Annotated in this window: 15 protein-coding genes; 8 read left to right on the top strand and 7 right to left on the bottom strand. The window is 68.0% G+C overall.

Annotated elements, in window-relative coordinates; translation table 11 throughout:
• Nucleotides 1-208: 208 nt before the first annotated feature.
• Nucleotides 209-1,627, bottom strand: a complete 1,419-nt coding sequence (locus WS61_RS11180) for an MFS transporter (RefSeq protein ID WP_059500544.1) — start codon at nt 1,625-1,627, stop codon at nt 209-211.
• A gap of 428 nt (nt 1,628-2,055) precedes the next feature.
• On the opposite strand from WS61_RS11180, the gene WS61_RS11175 reads away from it, so the two are divergent.
• Nucleotides 2,056-4,518, top strand: a complete 2,463-nt coding sequence (locus WS61_RS11175) for a DUF3772 domain-containing protein (RefSeq protein ID WP_059500543.1) — start codon at nt 2,056-2,058, stop codon at nt 4,516-4,518.
• A 139-nt stretch (nt 4,519-4,657) separates the two neighbouring features.
• Here the strand turns inward: WS61_RS11175 and WS61_RS11170 are convergent, their stop codons facing one another.
• Nucleotides 4,658-6,169, bottom strand: coding sequence for an aldehyde dehydrogenase family protein (locus WS61_RS11170; protein WP_059500542.1), 1,512 nt, complete (start codon nt 6,167-6,169; stop codon nt 4,658-4,660).
• A gap of 634 nt (nt 6,170-6,803) precedes the next feature.
• On the opposite strand from WS61_RS11170, the gene WS61_RS11160 reads away from it, so the two are divergent.
• From WS61_RS11160 to WS61_RS11150, 3 genes are all read left to right on the top strand, one after another.
• Nucleotides 6,804-8,384: an amino acid permease gene (locus WS61_RS11160; RefSeq protein ID WP_059500540.1), complete on the top strand. Its 1,581-nt coding sequence runs from the start codon at nt 6,804-6,806 to the stop codon at nt 8,382-8,384.
• Between the two features lie 135 nt (nt 8,385-8,519).
• A complete protein-coding gene (locus WS61_RS11155) occupies nt 8,520-9,788 on the top strand; it encodes an FAD-binding oxidoreductase (protein WP_059500539.1) in 1,269 nt (422 codons plus the stop codon).
• 105 nt (nt 9,789-9,893) lie between these two features.
• Complete coding sequence (locus WS61_RS11150) at nt 9,894-10,568, top strand: TetR family transcriptional regulator (RefSeq protein ID WP_034204121.1); 675 nt, start codon at nt 9,894-9,896, stop codon at nt 10,566-10,568.
• A 65-nt stretch (nt 10,569-10,633) separates the two neighbouring features.
• On the opposite strand, the gene WS61_RS11145 is transcribed toward WS61_RS11150, so the two are convergent.
• Nucleotides 10,634-12,415 (bottom strand): phospholipase D-like domain-containing protein, encoded by a 1,782-nt coding sequence (locus tag WS61_RS11145; RefSeq protein ID WP_059500538.1) that lies wholly within the window; start codon nt 12,413-12,415, stop codon nt 10,634-10,636.
• Between the two features lie 105 nt (nt 12,416-12,520).
• Nucleotides 12,521-13,279 carry a DeoR/GlpR family DNA-binding transcription regulator gene (locus WS61_RS11140; RefSeq protein WP_006491117.1) on the bottom strand — a complete coding sequence of 253 codons (759 nt, stop codon included), beginning with the start codon at nt 13,277-13,279 and terminating at the stop codon, nt 12,521-12,523.
• A 218-nt stretch (nt 13,280-13,497) separates the two neighbouring features.
• Between WS61_RS11140 and WS61_RS11135 the strand changes: the two genes are divergently transcribed.
• The 3 genes from WS61_RS11135 (at nt 13,498) to nadE (ending at nt 15,816) form a co-directional block, all read left to right on the top strand.
• A complete protein-coding gene (locus WS61_RS11135; RefSeq protein WP_006480515.1) occupies nt 13,498-13,683 on the top strand; it encodes a hypothetical protein in 186 nt (61 codons plus the stop codon).
• 208 nt (nt 13,684-13,891) lie between these two features.
• On the top strand, nt 13,892-14,761 hold the full coding sequence (locus WS61_RS11130) for a DMT family transporter (protein ID WP_059500537.1): 870 nt from the start codon (nt 13,892-13,894) through the stop codon (nt 14,759-14,761).
• 188 nt (nt 14,762-14,949) lie between these two features.
• Nucleotides 14,950-15,816: an ammonia-dependent NAD(+) synthetase gene (nadE, locus tag WS61_RS11125; RefSeq protein WP_059500536.1), complete on the top strand. Its 867-nt coding sequence runs from the start codon at nt 14,950-14,952 to the stop codon at nt 15,814-15,816.
• 70 nt (nt 15,817-15,886) lie between these two features.
• On the opposite strand, the gene WS61_RS11120 is transcribed toward nadE, so the two are convergent.
• The 3 genes from WS61_RS11120 to WS61_RS11110 form a co-directional block, all read right to left on the bottom strand.
• Entirely contained in the window at nt 15,887-17,563 is a 1,677-nt protein-coding gene (locus WS61_RS11120) for a S10 family peptidase (protein WP_059500535.1), read from the bottom strand.
• A gap of 73 nt (nt 17,564-17,636) precedes the next feature.
• Nucleotides 17,637-19,226 (bottom strand): protease pro-enzyme activation domain-containing protein, encoded by a 1,590-nt coding sequence (locus WS61_RS11115; protein WP_059500534.1) that lies wholly within the window; start codon nt 19,224-19,226, stop codon nt 17,637-17,639.
• A gap of 301 nt (nt 19,227-19,527) precedes the next feature.
• Entirely contained in the window at nt 19,528-20,148 is a 621-nt protein-coding gene (locus tag WS61_RS11110) for a LysE family translocator (RefSeq protein WP_059500533.1), read from the bottom strand.
• Nucleotides 20,149-20,281: 133 nt separating this feature from the next.
• Here WS61_RS11110 and WS61_RS11105 point away from each other — a divergent pair, with 133 nt between their 5' ends.
• A complete protein-coding gene (locus tag WS61_RS11105; protein ID WP_059500532.1) occupies nt 20,282-20,746 on the top strand; it encodes an Lrp/AsnC family transcriptional regulator in 465 nt (154 codons plus the stop codon).
• Nucleotides 20,747-20,803: the final 57 nt, after the last annotated feature.

Here is a 20,803-nt window from a genome sequence, read left to right as displayed (position 1 = left end):
GCCGCTTGCGTATTCGTAGCGTGGCAAGCTCGTGTGTTGACGTTTCGTCTGCGGCCGAGCGCGTGCGAGATCGAGCCGGTTCGATCGCACTTCCCGGTTGATTCGCACAACAAAGTAACTTGGCGACCGGACGGCCCAAACCGGAAACCTGTGACCGCCTCGCACGCATGCCGCAACGAACCGTGCGACACGCGTGCGCACCTGCCCACTACTTCGAGATGGTTTCGAGCGCGATGCCCTTCGTGCGCGGCCCCATCCAACCGATTGCCGCCATCACGATCACCATCGCGCCCGCGATGAACGCGAACACGCCGAACGTGCCGAAACCGCGCAGCACGGCCGCGATCACGAACGACGAGAAGATCGCCGAGAAGCGGCTCCACGAATAGACGAAGCCGACGGCGCGCGCGCGAATCGACGTCGGGAACAACTCGGCCTGGTACGCGTGGAAGCTGTACGACATGATGTTGCTCGCCAGCGTGAGGCCGATGCCGAGCACGATCAGGAAAGCACCCACCTTCGTCTGGCTGAACAGCAGCCCGCAGACGACGATCGCCGCCGCCATCGCGACGATCACCGACTTGCGCTCGAAGCGGTCGGCGATCGCGAGACCGATCAGCGGGCCGATCGGCGCCGCGAGCGCGATCACGCTCGAATACATCAGGCTCGACGTGATCGTGATGCCCTGCTTGATCAGCAGCGTCGGCACCCAGTTCGCGAAGCCGTAGAAGCCGACCGTCTGGAACACGTTGAAGATCGTCATCATGATCGTGCGGCTGCGATACGGCGGCACCCACATGTCGCGGAAGCTGCCGCGCGGCGGGACGGGTTCGGCTGGTGCCGGCGGCGGCAGCGGCCGGCCGTATTCGGCTTCGACCTTCGCCTCGAGCACGCGCATGATGCGGTCGGCTTCGTCGACCCGGCCCTGCTGCGCGAGCCAGCGCGGGCTTTCCGGCAGTTCGCGGCGAATCCACCACACGAACAGCGCGCCATGCGCGCCGATCAGCACGACCCAGCGCCAGCCGTCGAGGCCGAACGGTGCGTGCGGCACGAGCAGGTAAGCGAGGAACGCGACCACCGGCACCGCGACGAACCCCACCGCCTGCTCGCACGCGAACGCGCGGCCGCGAATCTGCTTCGGCACGAGTTCGGAGATGTACGTGCCGATCGTCACCATCTCGACGCCGAGGCCGAGACCGACGACGAAGCGCCAGAAGTTCAGCCCCGCCGCGGTGTCCTGGAACGCCATCACGATGTTGGCGGCCGTATACCACAGCAGCGACCACGTGAAGATCGCGCGGCGGCCGAAGCGGTCGGCGAGAAAGCCGCACGCGATCGTGCCGATGAAGAGCCCGGAAAACAGCGCGGCGATGAAGCTCGCGACGCCGGTGGTGCCGAACAGGCCGTGCGTGGTCGCGGAAAGGATGCCGCTTTTCACGAGGCCCGGCGCGATGTAGCCGCTGTACAGCAGGTCGTAGAGTTCGAAGAAGAAGCCGAGGCTCAGCAGCACCACGAGCTTCCAGACGCTGCGCGTCGCCGGCAGGCGGTCGAGGCGGGCCGAAATGGAACCGGGGTCGATGGAGGGGGATTGGGCAGGTGCCTGGTAAAGGCTGTCCGTTGAGGCCATCTTGGGCGCGTCTCCTGATCGTGTCGTGTTGTGCGTCGTCCGCCGAACCGCCGCCGGGCGGATCGCTGCATTGTACCGGCACGCCCGTTTGACGCATGGGCAAGGCAGCCGGCCGGACGCGTTCCAGGCGCCGAAACAATCCGATGCCCCATTTTCCCGCCTGATAATGTGTAACTTGCGTAACCGTGTGTCGGGCACGGAAAGCGCGTCCGCGCGGCGCTCCGGTGCCATCGGCCGCGCGCGCGGGCCGGTAACGACGGGGTTGCCGCGCTGTTTCGCGCAGGCACGCGCCGCCGATATCGCTGCGGACGACGAGACGCAATCGGTACAACCACGCGCTCCGCGCCCCGGTAACATGCTAGCGGGCCAACTACCGGCTTCCGGCTGCCTTTCGGCAACCGGCATTGTCGGCAAATCGTAAGCATTCCATGTCCATACAACGACTATCCACGTACGCCCGCCGGATCGCGCTGATCGCGCTGCTGCAGTTCGCGGCCATTGCGACCGCGTCGGCATTCCCGGCCGCCGCTTCCGCTCCCGTCGCGAGCGGCGTCGGCGCATCCGTGCCGGCCATCTCGCTGCCCGACGCCGTCGCCCAGCTCAAACAGATGCAGGCGGAGCTGGACCGCATCAAGCAGCAGACCTCGACCACGTCCAACAGCAAGGAGCTGGACGCGCTCGACGATTCGGCGCAGGAACTGAGCGCCGATGTCGCGAAACTGCAGAGCGATCTCACGCCGCAACGCGCGCAGGTCCAGGCGCAACTCGACGTGCTCGGCCCGCCGCCGGCCGAGGGCGCCGCACCGGAAACGCCTGCCGTCGCGAAGCAGCGGGCCGCGCTCGACGCGCGCAAGACGCAGATCGATGCCGCGCTGAAGCAGGCCGCCGACCAGAAGGCGAGCCTCGCGAACCTGACCGAGCAGTTCGCGAAGCTGCACCGCAGCCTGCTGAAGAACCAGCTCGCGTTCCGTTCGGGCAGCATCTTCAGCGCGCAGTTCTGGCTGCCGCTGTTCCACCTGGCGCCGGACGATCGCCAGCGGCTCGATGATTTCAACGGCGAACTGCTGGATATGCTGCATTCGTCGTGGGTGCCCGGGCAACGGGCGATCACCACGCTGCTACTGATCACCGCATTCGCCGCATGGCTCGGCGGCCGCCGGCTCATCGAGCGCGGGCTCGCGTGGATCGCGCTGAACCGTCTGCCGCCCACCCGCTTGCGCCGCAGTGCGCTCGCGCTGTCGACCGCGCTGTCGACCTTCCTCGCGACGGCCATCGCGATTCAGATTTTCTACCTCGCCGTCGCGCGCCACTACGAACTCACGCCGTCGCTGACCGATCTGTGGGACCAGTTCGCGAAACTCGCCGCAACTTGCGCGTTGATCGCCGGGCTCGGCCGCGCCCTGCTCTGCACGAAGCATCCGTCGTGGCGACTGCCTGCGCTCGCCGACCCGGTCGCGCTCGCGATGAAGCCGTTCCCCAGCATCCTGGCCGCGCTGCTGCTGGTGTCGGGCACGCTCGAATCGATCAACCGGATCGTCGATACCAGCCTGTCGGTCACGCTGCTCGGCCGCGGCATCGTATCGCTCGTCGTCGCGCTGACGGTCGGCGCATCGCTGTTGCGCGCGAACCGCGCGCGCAGCGCACTCGCGGCGGCAGGCGAGGCACCCGAGCAACGCTCGACGCTCGCCGGCCTGATCCATGCCGGCGTCACGCTCGCGATCGTCGCTTCGTTGATCGCACTCCTGATCGGTTACATCACGGTCGCGCGCTTCATCACGTACGAGCTCGTGTGGTTCGAGATCGTGCTGTGCGCGACCTACATCCTGATTCAGTTGACGCGCGACGCGAGCGAAAGCCTGTTCTCGTCGAGCCTGTCGTCGGGCCAGCAGATCAAGCATCTGTTCGCGCTCGAAGACCGCCACCTCGACCAGGCACGCACGGTCCTGTCCGGCTTCGGCACGAGCCTGCTGATGCTGATCGCGGCGATCGCGCTGCTGACCGGCGGCTTCGGCACCACGCCGAGCGACCTGCTCGACAGCGCGGTCGCGATGATCGGCAGCCAGCGGCTGCAGAGCCTGAACATCATGCCCGACCGGATCATGAACGCCGTGATCGGCTTCGCGATCGGCTTGTACCTGCTGCGCTCGCTGCGCCGCTGGCTCGACGGCGAGTTCATGCCCGCGCTCGGCATGGATACGGGCATGCGCGTGTCGCTGATCACGCTGTTCACCAACGTCGGCTACGTGTTGCTCGTGCTGATGACGCTCGGGCTGCTCGGCGTCAGGTGGAACAATCTCGCGTGGATCGTCAGCGCGTTGTCGGTGGGGATCGGCTTCGGCCTGCAGGAAATCGTGAAGAACTTCGTGTCGGGGCTGATCCTGCTGACCGAGCGCCCGGTGAAGGTAGGCGACATGGTCAGCATCGCGGGCGTCGAGGGCGATATTCGCCGCATCAACGTGCGCGCGACCGAGATCCAGCTGAGCGACCGCTCGACCGTGATCGTGCCGAACTCGCAGCTGATCTCGCAGAACGTGCGCAACGTGACGATGGGCAACAGCACGCAGGGCGTCGCGACGCTGGTGCTGACGTTCCCGCTGAACACCGATCCCGAGCAGGTGCGCGACCTGCTGCTCGATGCGTATCGCGAGCACCAGGCGATTCTCGAGAAGCCGGCGCCGTCGGTGACGTTCAGTCAGCTCACGCCGGACGGGATCACGCTGAGCGTGACGGGTTACGTGTCGAGCCCGCGAATCGCGAGTTCGACGAAGAGCGATCTGCTGTTCGAGATCCTCAAGCAGTTGCGGGCGGCGGGGATTACGTTGTCGAGCCCGCAGATGCTGGTGGTGCAGAACATGCCGGCGAACGATGGTTCCACGCGGCACGAATCGTAAGTCGACCATCGAGCGGGTACGCTCGCGATCGATCGGCGCGCCGCGCGCCACGCAGTAAGCGAAATGGGCCGGTTACCGCTTCCACGGCAACCGGCCCATTTCATTCAACCGTCGAAGCGCCCAAGCAGGGCGCCTGCACTTATACGTCGAACTTCACCCCCTGCGCCAACGGCAACTGCCGGCTGTAATTGATCGTATTCGTCGCGCGACGCATATAAGCCTTCCACGCATCCGAACCCGACTCGCGCCCGCCGCCCGTTTCCTTCTCGCCGCCGAACGCGCCGCCGATTTCCGCGCCGCTCGTGCCGATGTTCACGTTGACGATCCCGCAATCGCTGCCGGCTGCCGACATGAACTGCTCGGCTTCACGCATGTCGTTGGTAAAGATCGCCGACGACAGCCCCTGCGGCACCGCGTTGTGCACGGCAATCGCGTCGTCGAAATCGTCGTAGACCATCACATAGAGAATCGGCGCGAACGTCTCGCGCTCGACCACCGCCGTTTGCTTCGGCATCCGCACGATGGCCGGACGCACGTAGTACGCATCCGCGTGACCGACGTCCACGCGCTCGCCGCCCTTCACTTCGCCGCCCTGCTCGCGCGCGTCGGCCAGCGCCTTCTGCATCGCGTCGAACGACGCACGATCGACCAGCGGGCCGACCAGCGTGCCTTCCTCGAGCGGGTTGCCGACCTTCACCGACGCATACGCCTTCTCGATGCGCGGCAGCAGTTGCTCGACGAGGCTGCGATGCACGATCAGGCGGCGCAGCGTCGTGCAGCGCTGGCCGGCCGTACCGACCGCCGCGAACGTGACCGCGCGCACGACGAGGTCGAGATCCGCGCTCGGCGCGACGATCATCCCGTTGTTGCCGCCGAGTTCGAGGATGCCGCGTGCAAGGCGCTGGCTCAGCACCTTCGCGACTTCCTGGCCCATCCGCACGCTGCCCGTCGCGCTGACGACCGGCACCTTCTTCGACGCCGTCAGCACCTCGCCGACATCGCGCATGCCGAGCACCAGTTGGCTCAACTCGGCCGGTGCGACGCCCGGATGCGTCTTCTCGAACTCGCGCAGCGCCTTCTGAAGCAGCACGTGACACGCGATCGCGGTGAGCGGCGTCTTCTCGGACGGCTTCCACACGACCGAATCGCCGCACACGAACGCGAGCGCCGCATTCCACGCCCACACCGCGACCGGGAAGTTGAACGCCGAAATCACGCCGCACACGCCGATCGGATGCCACGTTTCCATCATCCGGTGGCCCGGACGCTCGGACGCGATCGTGAGGCCGTAAAGCTGGCGCGACAGGCCGACCGCGAAATCGCAGATGTCGATCATTTCCTGCACTTCGCCGAGGCCTTCCGACGTGATCTTGCCGGCTTCGAGCGTGACGAGGCGGCCGAGCTCGGCCTTGTGCTCGCGCAGCACGTTGCCGAACACGCGCACGAGTTCGCCGCGCACCGGCGCCGGCACCGTGCGCCACTTGAGGAATGCGTCGTGCGCGGCGTCGATCTTGCGTTCTGCGTCGGCGGGCGTGTCGACGGCCAGCGTCGCGAGCGTCGCGCCGTCGAGCGGCGAACGCGCGGTCAGCGCGTTGCCCTTCCACTGGGCGAGATCGATGTCGAGCGCGGCAAGAATGTCGTTGAATTGCATCACTTCCTCTTCAGGGACAGATTGATCGGTGCGGCGGCAGCGCCGCCCGCGTGATTCGATTGGAGCGCGTTCGAGCGCCTTGTGCAAGCGGATGCGCCGCGCGGCGGGCCCGGTGCGCCATCCTGCGCATCGCGCTGCGCCGTCGCCGGAAAGCCGGGCCGGACGGCACGCCCCAGCCTCGCGAGGCACGATCCATGAAACGCATTGTCGATGGCCACAAGTCGGGCCGCTATTGATATTAACTCACGACTTCATTCCAAAAACGCAAGAAGTAAGCAGGCCCGCCACCCCCGTTTCCGTGCCGATATGGGACGCTTCACAAGCCCGTAACCGGGCGCTCGGATGTGTCTCGACACGACACAAGTTGATGACCATCTCGCATCACCCTGTTCGGAAATATCGTTTGCCGCCGGTGCACCGGGCACACACAATCGGTGCGACGTCGAGGTGCAACGCACCCGGCGCGCCGCCGGCCGCCACCACGGCAGCCGGACGACCGACGAAGGCGACACGCACCACGGCCCGGCTCAGCGGGCCCGTTCCGCACCGCATCACCGCTACCCGGCCGCGGCCGGCAACGCGTCGCGCTTCGTCACCGAAAAAACAATCCCGGAGACAGCGCCCAGCGCACGCCATGCATTCAGATGCCCGCCCCGATTCGTCCCGTCCGTCCGGCTCGCCGCCCGCGAAGCCGTCCCTCCACCGCGCGTTGCAGGCCCGCCATCTACGGATGATCGCGATCGGCGGCTCGATCGGCACGGGGCTGTTCGTCGCATCCGGCGCGTCGATCTCGCAGGCCGGCCCCGGCGGCGCGATGCTCGCGTACATGGTGATCGGCCTGATGGTCTACTTCCTGATGACGAGCCTCGGCGAAATGGCCGCGTTCATGCCGGTGTCCGGGTCGTTCGCGACCTACGGCGCGAAGTTCGTCGACGAAGGCTTCGGCTTCGCGCTCGGCTGGAACTACTGGTACAGCTGGGCCGTGACGCTGGCCGTGGAGCTCGTCGCCGCGCAGCTCGTGATGCACTACTGGTTTCCGGACGTGCCGGGCGTGTGGTGGAGCGCACTGTTCCTCACGCTGATCTTCACGCTCAACGCGCTGTCGGTACGCGGCTTCGGCGAAGCCGAATACTGGTTCGCGTTGGTCAAGGTGCTGACGGTGCTCGCGTTCGTCGGCGTCGGCCTGCTGATGATCTTCGGGATCATGCAGGGCGGCCCGAGCGCCGGCTGGGGCAACTTCACGATCGGCGACGCGCCGTTCGTCGGCGGCTGGGCCACGATGCTCGGCGTCGCGATGATCGCGGGCTTCTCGTTCCAGGGCACCGAAATGATCGGCGTCGCGGCCGGCGAATCGGAAAATCCGCGCACGACGATTCCGCGCGCGGTGCGCCAGATCTTCTGGCGAATCCTGCTGTTCTACGTGTTCGCGATCTTCGTGATCGGCGTGCTGGTTCCGTACACCGATCCGAGCCTGCTGAAGAGCGACGTGACCGATATCGGTGTGAGCCCGTTTACGCTCGTGTTCCGCCACGCGGGCCTCGCGTTCGCGGCCGGCGTGATGAACGCGGTGATCCTGACGGCCGTGCTGTCGGCCGGCAACTCGGGCATGTATGCGTCGACACGGATGCTCTACAACCTCGCGGTCGAAGGCCGCGCGCCGAAGTTGTTCGCGAAGCTGTCGCCGGGCGGCGTGCCGCGCAACGCGCTGTATGCGACCACCGCCGTCGGCGCGCTGTGCTTCCTCACGTCGCTGTACGGCGACAAGACCGTCTACCTGTGGCTGCTGAACACGTCGGGCATGGCCGGCTTCATCACGTGGCTCGGCATCGCGGTCAGCCACTACCGGTTCCGCAAGGGCTTCCTGAAACAGGGCTACCGGCTCGACCAGTTGCCGTATCGCTCGAAGTGGTTCCCGTTCGGTCCGCTGTTCGCGTTCGCCCTGTGCGCGGTCGTCGCGCTCGGCCAGGACTACCGCGCGTTCCTCGCCGACAGGATCGACTGGACGGGCGTCGCCGCGACCTACATCGGCCTGCCGTTCTTCCTCGCGATCTGGCTCGGCTACGCGCTGGTGCGTAAGTGCCGTCTGGTGCGCTACGAGGACATGGAAATCGCGCCGTGGATCGACCGCAACGCGACACCCGACGCCACCGAAAAGGCCGACGCCGGCTATCCGGCCTACGTCGCCCGGCCGGTCAACCCGACGCCGGGCGCCTGAAGCCCGGTGACGCGCAGGCGGCCGCCCGATCGCGGCGGCCGCTGCGCTGAAAACCCCATTCGACGCGGCGCGCGCGTTCAGGCAAGATCGACGCCCGCCGTCCGTTTTTCCGCCGCCACGAATCACCGAAAACGCATGCAGAACTTCTACGAAGCCACCGTTACCCGCCAGCCCTACCCGCAACTGACCGGCACGACCGATACGCAGGTCTGCATCGTCGGCGGCGGCCTCGCCGGCCTGTGCACGGCGCTCGGCCTAGTCGAGCGCGGCGTGCGCGACGTCGTCGTGCTCGACAGCGAACGGGTCGGCTTCGGCGCGTCGGGCCGCAACGGCGGCTTCGTGTTCGGCGGCTACAGTCTCGACAACGCCGACCTGCTGCGCACGCTCGGCCGCGACGAAGGGCGCCGGCTGTACCGGCTCACCGTCGATGCGGTCGACCTGATCCGCGCGCGCATCGCCCGCTACGGGATCGACTGCGACATCGTCGACGAAGGCGTGATGCTCGCGAACTGGTTCGACGATCCGTCGCGGCTCGACGGTGTGCGCGCGCTGATGAAAAACGAGCTCGGCGTCGAGTGGGAACCCGTCCCGACCGGCGCGCTGCGCGAGCGGCTGAAGACGCAGCGCTATTACGGCGGCCTGTTCGAGCCGAACGCGTTCCACTTCCACCCGCTCAAGTACGTGCTCGGCGTCGCGGCGGCCGCCTCGCGCGGCGGTGCGCGCGTGTACGAGCGTTCGGCCGCGCTGGGCATCGCGCGCGACGGCGCCGGGTACGTCGTGCGCACGGCGCAGGGCGCGGTACGCGCAAAGGACGTCGTGTTCGCCGGCGGCGGCTACGCGCGCGGCGTGTCGCCGCGCATCGAGCGCGCGGTGCTGCCGATCGCGACCTACGTGATCGCGACCGAACCGCTCGGCACGCGCCTGCCCGACGCGATCGACGCGCCGTACGCGATCTACGACACGCGTTTCGCGTTCGACTACTACCGTCCGCTGAAGGACACGCGGATCCTGTGGGGCGGCCGGATCTCCGTGCTCGACCGCGGCCCCGACGCGATCGCGCGCCTGCTGCGGCGCGACCTGCTGCGCGTGTATCCGCAACTGGAAGGCGTGAAGGTCGACTATGCGTGGGGCGGGTTGATGAGCTACGCACGGCACAAGATGCCGCAGATCGGCCGCGACGCGGACGGCGTGTGGCACGCGATCGCTTTCGGCGGCCACGGGATGGCGCCGACCACGGTGGCCGGCGAGGCGCTCGCCGCCGCGCTGGCCGAAGGCCGGCCCGTGCCGGAGGGCTTCGCCGCGTTCGGGCTCACGCGCACGTTCGGCCTGGCCGGCCTCGCCGCCGCGCAGCTCACGTATACGGCGTACCAGGCCCGCGACGCGCTCGCGTCCTGCCGCCGCTGAGCGCCCGCGGCCGCCTTGCCGATTAGAGCGGAAGGTCGGCCGGGCGGGCATTTCCCACATGCTAGAATGGCTTTTCCAAGCCGCCGCGAACCACAACAAAGTCACATGAAAGCAGGAAGCAAGGCCGCCACGTCCGACACCCGCGCGCTTGCGTCCGACGCGCGGCGCAAATACGATCCCGAGCAAACCAAGCGCAACATCCTCGACGTCGCCACGCAGGAATTCTCCGCGATGGGCCTCGCCGGTGCGCGCGTCGACGCGATCGCGGAGCGGACGAACACGACGAAGCGGATGCTCTACTACTACTTCGAAAGCAAGGAAGGCCTGTACGAGGCCGTGCTGGAGAAGGTGTACGGCGACATCCGCGCGCTCGAGCAGGAACTGCACGTCGGCGACATGGAGCCGCGCGAAGGCATGCGCCGTCTCGTCGAATTCACGTTCGACTATCACGACAAGCATCGCGATTTCGTCCGTCTCGTGTCGATCGAGAACATCCACGGCGCGAAATACGTCGAACAGCTCAAGTCGTTCAAGAACCGCAACGTCAGCATCATCAAGACGCTCGAGGAACTGCTCGAGCGCGGCGCAGCCAGCGGCGCGTTCCGCAAGGACATCGACGCGTTCGATCTGCACCTGCTGATCAGCTCGTTCTGCTTCCATCGCGTGTCGAACCGCTACACGTTCGGTGCCGCGTTCGGCCGCGATCCGTCGGCGCCGCGCCTACGCGCGCGGCATCGCGACACGATCGCCGACGCGGTGCTCCGCTACGTCGCCGCGTAAGCGGCGGCATCAGCCGACCGGGGCGCGACACGTCCGCGCCGTTGGCACTGCAACGTTTCGGCGCATCAGTCCGTCGGCTCGGTCGACGCCAGCGCGATCCGCGCCTTCTGTTCGGGGCTGCCTGCCACGTAATACTTCTTCGCCCAGCTCGAATCGGGCGCGAGCGCGAGCCGCGCATGCGCGCCCGTGCCCCGCTGCTTCGCATTGATCGCCAATGCGCGTGCGCGGTAGTGCTCGTAAAGCCGCAGGAATTCCGCGAGATACATCGCCGCGATCCGCTTGTCGCGGATCTCGAGCAGGTTCTCGTCGTTGTACTGCTCGGAGTTGCGGCTCATGTTCGCCGAGCCCGTATAAACGACCGGATTCGCGCCTTCCGCATCGATCACGATGAACTTGTGATGGATCACGACGGGCGGAAAGGCCGGCGCCGGCTCGCCCGGGAAGAGCCGCAGCTCCGGCTCGAAGCCTTGCGGCACCGTGGCCGGCGAAAAATACGACGCGTCGATCACGTCATGGTTGTCGCGGCTGCGGTGGTACAGCTCGAGGTTCGCGAGCGTCGCCGCATCGAGCGACTGGCCGCCCTGCTGCGCGGCATCGGCCTTCGTCGCGCTGCCCGCGTTGATCCGGTTCACGAGGCCGAACATCATCAGCCCGCGGTCGCCGGCCGCGAAACACGCATCGCGCAGCGCCGCGTCGGTCGGCATGAACAGGCAGAACGACACCGAATGCTTCGCGGCCGCGATCGCGGCGACGATCGTATCGATCTCGGTACGCTGCCCCGACGGCTCCGGCGAGTACGCGACGCGTACCTGCGCGCTGCCGATCGTCATCGGCGCCGACCAGCCCGGCGACAGCCGGGCGGTCTCCGCAATCGACGGATTCCCGGCCAGCGCGTGGGCGCGTTCGTTGTACAGCGCGGCGAGCGCGGGCGAATCGAACGCGTGCAGCACGTTGGCCTGCTCGGTCAGCCCCTCGGTCGTGAAGTTTGCGGAACCGGTCAGCACGCGTGCGGGCGCCGGGCTGGACGGCGCATCGGTCACGATGAACTTGTCGTGCATGATGTGCGTCCGGTCGCGCGGCGCGAGCGTCGCGAGGCCCTGCAGCGCATCGACGGCCGGCTGGTTCGGCGACGGCAGCGGCGGCTTGCCCTTGCGCGCCGTCGTATGCGCGTCGTAGACGATCGCGAGCGACGCTTCGCCGTGCCGGCGGCCGAACGCCTCGAACGCGGGCAGCGCCCACAGCGTGTCGGTCAGGTGATAGACGGCCGACACCGCGCGCGACGCAGGATCGAGCATCTCCGCGAACACCTGTTCCATGTCGTTCGCGAGCCACGTGCGCAGCTTCAGCGCCTGCTCGGCGCTCGGCGCCTCGTTCGGCGCGAGGCCCAGCGCCGCGACCTGCTTCGCGAACGCCTGCGAGCTGACCACCGCGCGGTTGAACCACGTGCCGATGCCGTCCTCGACGTGCGCGGGCAGCACGACGTCGCACACACCGGCTTGCGCGTCGAGCACCTGCAGGTTCGCCGGCGTGCCGACGACCGGATAGACGTCGTAGCGGAACGACGCACCGCGGTCCTGCGGATCGATGCGCGCGTCCCACCACATGAATTTCTGAATCGGCGCCTGATCGGTCGGCGCATCGCCCTGCGTGTCGGCGGCCGGGCCGTCGAACGTCAGGCGATTGGGCAGCCAGCTGTCCGGCGCACGCGTCTTGCCGTCGGCCGACCAGAAGCCGGGCGTGCGCCGGATCGCGAAGCCGAGGAAATCGGACCGCGTCGCCGCATCGGGCCAGTCGAAAGCCAGCAGGACCAGGGTGGGGGAAAGATAGCTGCGCACGCTGACGGTCATTCGTTGCTCCCTGGCCCGGCGGCCGATCGAGATGAATGGGTCAGTCTTGACGACGGTTCTTCCCGCACGATGACCGTTCGATGAACCTTGTATGTCGGACGCGCGTCAGTCGCACACGAGCAGCTCGATCCCGCGCGCCGTCAGCGCGCGCCGCACGGCCTTGTCGGGCGCGCGCTCGGTCACCAGATAGCGGGCGGCGGCCGCGCCGTTGATCCGCACCGGCGTCACGCGGCCGAATTTCGAGTGGTCGGCGACGATGATCGCCGTACCCGCCGCCGCGATCATCCGGCTGCGCACTTCGGCCGCGAGCCGGGAGTAGTCGGTGCACTCGCCGTCGGGCGTGATGCCGCCCGCGCCGACGAACGCGAAATCGACGTGGTATTGCGCGAGCTGATGGATCGTGTCGAGACCGAACGTGGCGTCCTCGTCGTCGGACAGCTCGCCGCCGAGCAACGTCACGCGGTTGCCGTTGCGCCGCGCGAGCACGAACGCGGTACGCCAGTCGTTCGTGTAGATCGACAGCCGGTGCCGATCGGCGAGCGCCAGCGCGACCGCGTGCGGTGTGCTGCCCGAATCGATCAGCACCGATGCATCGTCGGGCACGAATTCGGCCGCGCGCCGCCCGATCGTGCGCTTCGCGTCGGCGTTCGCGGCTTCGCGCTCGGACAGGCTCGGCTCGCGGCGATCCGCGGCCAGCGCGCCGCCGTGCGTCATCACGAGCAGGCCGCGCGCGGCCAGCGCGTTCAGGTCGCGCCGCACGGTTTCGCGCGATACGTCGAGCGAACGCACGAGTTCCGCGACCGACAACGCGCCCGACCGTCCGAGCTCCGACAGGATGTATTGATGACGTTGTTCCGCCAGCATCGCGTGTACGCCCGAGGCGACTGGTAATGGGTAAGCCGGCCATTGTATTACGGACGTTTGACGACCATTTGACCGCGCCGGGTAATGCAACCGGGCGGCGGCCGGGCGCGCCTCCCGAAAGCGAAATTCTGTATTGTCTGGCGCGCGCGAATCCGCGCGGCGCCGGTTGCTACACTTTGCGCTTCGCCGAACGAACGACCGACAAAGGGGCTCGCGCCATGTATCGCAAAGGCAGTGTGATCGAAATCCAGTTCCCGCCGGAACGCCTCAACGACGCGGCAGGCGATCCGTACTGGATCGACCTGACGCTCGACGAAGCGCGCCGGCTCTACGAACAGCTCGCCGCGCGCTTCGCGACCGACGCGCGCGCCAACCAGCCGCTCGACACGTTCTCGATCGACTGACCGTCGCCGCGGCGCGCCCCGTCCGCGCCGCGCCGTGCGGCGGCTGCTCGTCCCCGCCGCCCCGCCGCCCCGCACACCGGCGCGATGACCGCCGGCACGACGGCACGCCGCGCGGCCCGAGTGCAGGATTCGACAAGACGCCGGCGCCGCTTCGGCCGATACTGGCCGGCTTCCCGGTTCCGTCCGGCCGCCTCGCGGCCCGTCACGCATGCTTACCTCGATCGTCGCCGCCGCTTTCGTCGCGCTCTGGTCCACCGGCTTCATCGTTGCCCGGGCGATCAAGCCTTACGCCGATCCGAACCTGTTCCTGCTCGCGCGCTTCGCGGGCACGGCCGCGCTGTTCGGCGTGGTGGCGCTCGTCGCGCGCGCGCCGTGGCCGGCCCGCCGCGAATGGCCGCGCCACCTGATCGCCGGGGCGCTGCTGCAAGGCGTCTATCTCGGTGCGAGCTACTGGGCCGTCGCGCAAGGGCTGAATGCGGGCGTGATGGCGCTGCTCGGCGCGCTGCAGCCGCTTGCCACGGCCGTGCTCGCGGTCCCGCTGTTCAACGAACGCCTGCCCGCACGCGGCTGGCTCGGCATGGCGCTCGGGCTGGCCGGCGTCGCGCTCGTGCTCGCGCCGAAAGTCACGGGCGGCGTCGCGCCGCCGCCTGGCGCGGCGCCTGAGTGGCTCGTCGTCACCGTGTCGGTTCTGGCGGTCGGATCGATCACCGCCGGCTCGCTGTACCAGAAAGGCAAGCTCGCGCAGAGCGATCTACGCACGGCGGTCGCCGTGCAGAACTTCGGCGCGGCGATCGTCGCGGCCGCCTTCGTCGTGCTGCTCCATGAAACCCGCTGGATCGGCGCGCCGGCGCTGTGGATATCGCTCGTGTGGGGCGTCGTGTTCCTGTCCGGCGGCGCGGTCACGATGCTGATGTGGATGCTGCGGCGCGGCAACGCGGCGCGCGCGACGTCGCTGCTGTTTCTCGCGCCGCCGCTGGCCGCGCTGCAGGGTTACGGGCTGTTCGGCGAAACGCTCGCGACGATCCAGCTCGCCGGCTTCGCGCTCGCGCTGGTGGGCGTCGTGCTCGCGCGGCGCTGACCCGGCCATCGGGCGCCGCCCGGACGCCCTTCGCGCCGCATCCCGCCCCCGCCCGGCGCACCGCGCACCGCGGCTGCACCGCGTCTCGCCGAAGCAACGCGAAACCGCCGGATCGCAGGCCCGGCGCGGCGGCACGCCACGATTGCGCTTATGATGTGCGCCTTGCATTTCGTTCCGGAACTTCACTCATGACATCCGCCGATTACGCCAGCCGCCAACGCGCGATCATTGCCGAACTGAACGTCGCGCCGCACTTCGACGCCGAAGCCGAAATCGATCGCCGCGTCGATTTCCTCGCGCAGTACCTTCGTTCGACCGGCCTGCGGACCTACGTGCTCGGCATCAGCGGCGGCGTCGATTCGTCGACGGCCGGCCGGCTTGCGCAACTGTCGGTCGAGCGCCTGCGCGCCGAAGGCTACGATGCGCGCTTCATCGCGATGCGCTTGCCGAACGGCGTGCAAAACGACGAAGACGATGCGCAGCGCGCGCTCGCGTTCGTGCGCGCGGACGAGGTATTGACGGTCGACGTGAAGCCGGCCGCCGATGCGATGCTCCGTTCGCTGGTCGCGTCCGGCCACGCGTTCGACACGCCCGCGCAGCAGGATTTCGTGCACGGCAACATCAAGGCGCGCGAGCGCATGATCGCGCAGTACGCGGTGGCCGGCGCACGGCGCGGCATCGTGATCGGCACCGACCACGCGGCCGAATCGCTGATGGGTTTCTTCACGAAGTTCGGCGACGGCGGCGCGGACATCCTGCCGCTCGCGGGCCTGAGCAAGCGTCGCGTGCGCGGCGTGGCGCGCGCGCTCGGCGGCGACGAGCTGATCGTGATGAAGGTGCCGACGGCCGACCTCGAGGAGCTGCGCCCGCTGCGCCCCGACGAGCACGCGTATGGCGTGACCTACGACGAGATCGACGATTTCCTCGAAGGCAAGCCGGTCGCCGACCGCGTCTACGAAACGGTCCTGCGCTTCTACGACGGCTCGCGCCACAAGCGCGCACTGCCGTACACGATGTTCGACTGGCCGGTCGCGCAACCCGGCCACTGCGGCTGATCAACGCCGCGGCGCCACTGCGCCGCGCAAACCCGAACGGTTTCGCGCGGCACGGGCGCGACCGGCAGCGCTACGCGTTGCCACCCGTCTTCTTCGCCTGCAGCGCACGAATCCGCATCCGCGCGCCCGTATCGCTGACCGTTGCGTCATACATCGTCGCGAGATCGCGCTTGAGCGCGGTGCGCGAACCACCGTCGAGATACACCATGTGCCCCGACGGATAGAACCGCGCGGACAGGTTCTGCCGCACCTTCTGGTCCTCCAGCGGCATCTGCTGGAGATCGATCACGGTCTGGTAGAACGGCGTGACGAAGTCGTAGAGGCCGTTCGCCGACAGCACCTTCAGGTCGACGTTCAGCGCCATCACCGCGGCGAGGTCGCCGGCCGTGTAGAGGATCACGTTCCCCTTCGCGTCGATGCCCTGCTGCGCGCCGGTCGGGTCGATGTGGCTGAAGTCCCAGTTCTGGAACGCCTGATCGTTCAGGTCCGTGAACGCGGAATTCGACGTGAACTTCAACTGCTCGTTCAGGTAACTGTTCCACATCGCCGTATAGACACCCGTCACGGCCGTCATCGTCGGATCGTTGCCTCCCGAATTCGGGTCGATCTTGCCGGCGATGCCCGACGAGATCCCCGTCACGCGGCCGTCGTACGAACCGAGCGCGAGCCCCTGCGCATGCAGCAGCGTCGTCAGGAACAGCGAGTTGCCACGCGTGTCGTAGCCCGCGATATCGAGCCCCCACGATTGCAGCGTCGCCGTATCGATGCCCGTGTATTGCGACAGTTTCTGCACGGTGGCCGGGTTCGCGTGCGGCGCCGCGCGCAGCGCGGCTAGGTAGTCGGTGCGCGCGAACTGCGCGACTTCCTCGACGAACGCGCCGAGATCGCTCGGCGGCGGCTTGATGCCGAGTTTCTTGTGATACCACGCGTCGGCCGCGGCGGTCGGCAGCGCGCCGACCGGGTTGCCGGCCTGCCGGTAATCGAGGATCGACGATTGCAGCGTGACGCCGTTCAGGTCGACGCCATCCTCGTGCAGCTTGTACGCGAGCACGCAACTGCGCGCAGTGCCGTACGATTCGCCGAATAGATATTTCGGCGAATTCCAGCGGTTGTTCTTCGTCAGGTAGCGCTTGATGAACTGCTTCAGCGAATTCGCATCCTGGTCGACGCCCCAGAAATCGCGGTTCTTGTGCGGCGCGACGGCCGCCGAATAGCCGGTGCCGACCGGGTTGATGAACACCAGGTCGCTGTGGTCGATCATGCTGTCCGGGTTGTCTTCGATCTGGTACGGCGCAGGCGGCGTGAAACCCGGCATCGACGTCTTGATGCGCTTCGGCGCGAACGAGCCGAGCAACACGAACACCGACGACGAACCGGGCCCGCCGTTATAGAAGAACGTCACGGGCCGCGTTTCTTCCTTCGCGCCATCGGCCGTGAACGCGACGTAGAAGATCTTCGCGGCCGGCTGCGAGCTGCTCGGATCGACCGTCACGAGATGGCCGACCGTCGCCGTGTACGCGATGCGCTTTCCGTCGATCAGGATCGTGTGGTGCGTGATCGCGGCCGCTTCGGTCGTGTCGGTCACCGAGTCGTCCGGGCCGTTGCCGTACGCGACCGGATCGAAGAACGGCTGGTCGCGGCCGTGGCTCAGCGCGACCGGGTTGATGGTCGGCGGCACGCCATGCGAATTGTGGTCGCCGTGATGCAGCGGATACACGCCGCCGGAAGATGCGGAATCGATGCCCATCGTGCTGCTCCTGGAGGTGAAAAAAGACGCGGGCAGACCACCCGCGTCGAACGGAAAGACGTGCGCCGGCGCGTCAGCTCGACGGCTTGCGCGCGAGGATCGCGGCGAGCTGCGCGCCGTTCGGGCTGCCGAGGCCCGTGCACGCATCCCAGCCCGACGCGGCCGCATACGTGCCGTTCGATCCTTTCGTGATGTCGCGCAGCGCGCCCGGGTTCTTGTACAGCGTCGGATTGATCCAGCCGGCCGATGCGCCGGCCGCCGCGTTGATCCGCGCGATCAGCGCGGCCCACAACGGCGCGACCGCGCTCGTGCCGCCCATCACCGCCGGGGTGCCGGCAATCGATACCTCGTAGCCCGTCTGCGGCGACGCGTCGCCGGCCACGTCCGGCACGCCGCGCTTCGCGAGCGGTGCGCTGCTGCCGTCGGCGTGCGCAACCGAGAGCCCCTGCTGCCATGCCGGCAGGTCGAACAGCGAACTGACGCCGCCGCCGCCCGCACCGCCGCCGGACGCCTCGTCGTTCCACGTGACTTCGCTGCGAATGCCCTGCCCGGGCAGCGCGTCGAGCTGCGTGCCGCCGCAGCCGAGCACGTACGGGCTCGACGCGGGGAAATCGACGTGATCGGCGCCATCCTGCAGCCCGTCGCCCGAGCCGCTGTCGCCCGACGCCGCACAGACGGTGATCCCCTGCGCCGCGGCCGCCTGCAGCACGCGGTTGAATGCGTGTGCCGACTGCGCCTGCCAGATCGCTTCCGGGCCGCCCCAACTGATCGAGATCACGGAAGGCCGGTTGGTCTTGTCGGTGACGGCCGCGTTGACCGCCTGGATGAAGCCCGCGTCGCTGTTCGGCGCGAAGTACACCGCAAGCTTCGCGGCCGGTGCGATCGCGCCGGCGATTTCGATGTCGAGCGCGACTTCGCCGTCCGGGCCGTTCGGCTCGCCGGTCGGCGCGTTGCGGCCGGTGCCGACGTTTACGTCGACGAGCGTCGGCGGCGTCGCGATCCCGAGCCCGCGGAAATACTGCTGGATGTCGGCCGCGCGATAGCCGCCGCCGAGCTCGACGATCGCGATGCATTGCCCGGCGCCGTCGCCGGCCGGGAAGTCGTACAGCGACGCAAGCTGGAGCGGCGTGAACGTGACGGCCGCCGCGCCGCGCGCCGGCCTGAACGGCGGCCGGATCCGAAAGTGCGGCCGCGCCTGCGGCCGGCTGTCGAGGCCGAGCACGGCCGTCACCGCATCGCCGAGCTCGTCGGGCAGCGCGATTGGGCCCGAGCGGCCGCGATACTGACCGATCGCCCGATGCTCGAAACGCTCGAGCTTCACGCTGAACGCGGTTTCGAACTGCCGGATCGTGCCGGACAGCACGACGACGCTTTCGACCGGGTCGACACGATCGACCGTCAGTTGATGACGATGCGCGAATTCCTCGGTCTTGCGGATATCGTCGGGATTGGCGGAGAAGCGCTGCGCGAATGCATCGCGCGACAGCGGTTTTGCGTGCGCGTCGCCGGTGGCGAGCTGGTGAACCAATGCATCGAGTTGCCCCTCTTCCTGCCGCCGCAACATGATCGTGACGTGGATGCGTTCTGCCGGATCGCACTGGCCGAGACACTTGGACTCGGCGACGATGCGGGGTTCACGGTCGGCTTGAAGATGCCTTGCCATGTTCAGACCCTCCTTGGTACCGCGTTGCACGGAACAGCCAGGAAATCGGACATAGCCTGCGGAAGACGGTTCCGTTCGGTCAGTCGGTTCGCGCCGACGCGTTGGCGACGGCGCGTTGGCGACGGCGCGTTCGCGATCGCGCGAAGCTAGAGGAAGTTTAGAACAGTCAGACGATTTGCGCGCACGCCCTTCTGCGGCAACGCGCACGAGCGCGAGCCGGCATCGCGCGCGGCCGGCGTCGATCGTCGCTTGGCCGCCGCCACGTCGGTCGACCCGCGCGGTGGCCATGCGAAGGCCACGCTCAGTCCATCGACAGCCGCAGTGCGAAACCGATCAACGCCGCGGAAAAGGTCCAGCGCTGCACCGTCTGCGCCAGCGGATGCGCCCGCATCCATGCCGCGATGCGCGACGCGCCGAACACGCATGCGAGGTCGAAGCACACGCCGGCCGCCACCAGCAGCGCGCCGAGCTCGAACATCTGCCAGACGACCGGCCCGGCCTCGGGCCGCACGAACTGCGGCAGCAGCACCGAGCAGAACAGCAGCGCCTTCGGGTTCAGCAAGTTGGTCAGCAGTCCCTTCACGAACGACTGCCGCAGTTCGCCCGCCGCCGCATCGCCGTCGCCGAGCGCGAACACCGGCGAGCGGAACACCTGGATCGCGACATACGCGAGATAGAGCGCGCCGCCGTAGCGGATCGCCTCGTACAGCCACGGCGCGCTGCGGATCAGCGCCGCGACGCCGCACGCCGACAGTGTCACGTGCACGGTGCGCGCGAGCGACAGGCCGGCCGCCGCCGCCATCCCCGGCCGCACGCCGCGGCCGATGCTGGTCTGCAGCACGAGCGCCATGTCGGGCCCCGGCACCGCATAAATGGCCGCCAGCGCGGCAAGATAAATCAACAGCAAATGCGTGGAAATCATGGTCTGCCCCGTCCTCCAATGACGATATGTTGCCGTTGAAGGACGAGGGATTATTGGCCATCTTTGGCGAATAATTGGCGATTCGTAGGGGAATCCGCCACAATTCCGAGATCGAAATAAGGATTCCGCCAACATGATCGACCTCGATAAAACCGACCGCGCGATCCTCGCTGCGGTGCAACGCGACGGCCGCCTGCCGATCGCGCGGCTCGCCGAATCCGTCGGGCTGTCCGAGACGCCTTGCGCTCGTCGCCTGAAACGCCTCGAAACCGACGGCTACATCGAACGCTACCGCGCGCAGCTGTCGCGCCAGGCGCTCGGCTTCGGCGTGGTCGCGTTCGTGCTCGTGCGGTTCGCGACGCACGACCGCAAGGTCGCCGACCGGTTCGAACGGGAAGTGCTCGGCATCGAGCGGATCCTGGCCTGCCACAACGTCGCGGGCACGGCCGACTACCTGCTGCAGGTGGTCGCGCGCGACCTGGACGACTACGGCACGTTCCTGCGCGATTCGCTGCGGATGTTGCCGGGCGTGACGTCGATCGAATCGGCGCTGTCGCTGCGCGAGGTGAAGCACGACGCGGGGTTGCCCGTGCCGTGATGCGCGCCGGAGCGGCAATCTGCCCCGGTGCAACGCTCGTTCACATTGTTGGCGGCC

Origin of the sequence: Burkholderia sp. ABCPW 11 (assembly GCF_001523445.1) — a bacterium.
In the GTDB taxonomy this organism is placed as follows: domain Bacteria; phylum Pseudomonadota; class Gammaproteobacteria; order Burkholderiales; family Burkholderiaceae; genus Burkholderia.
Note: the sequence above shows the minus strand (reverse complement) of the source record. Positions and strands in the feature narration are given on the sequence as shown.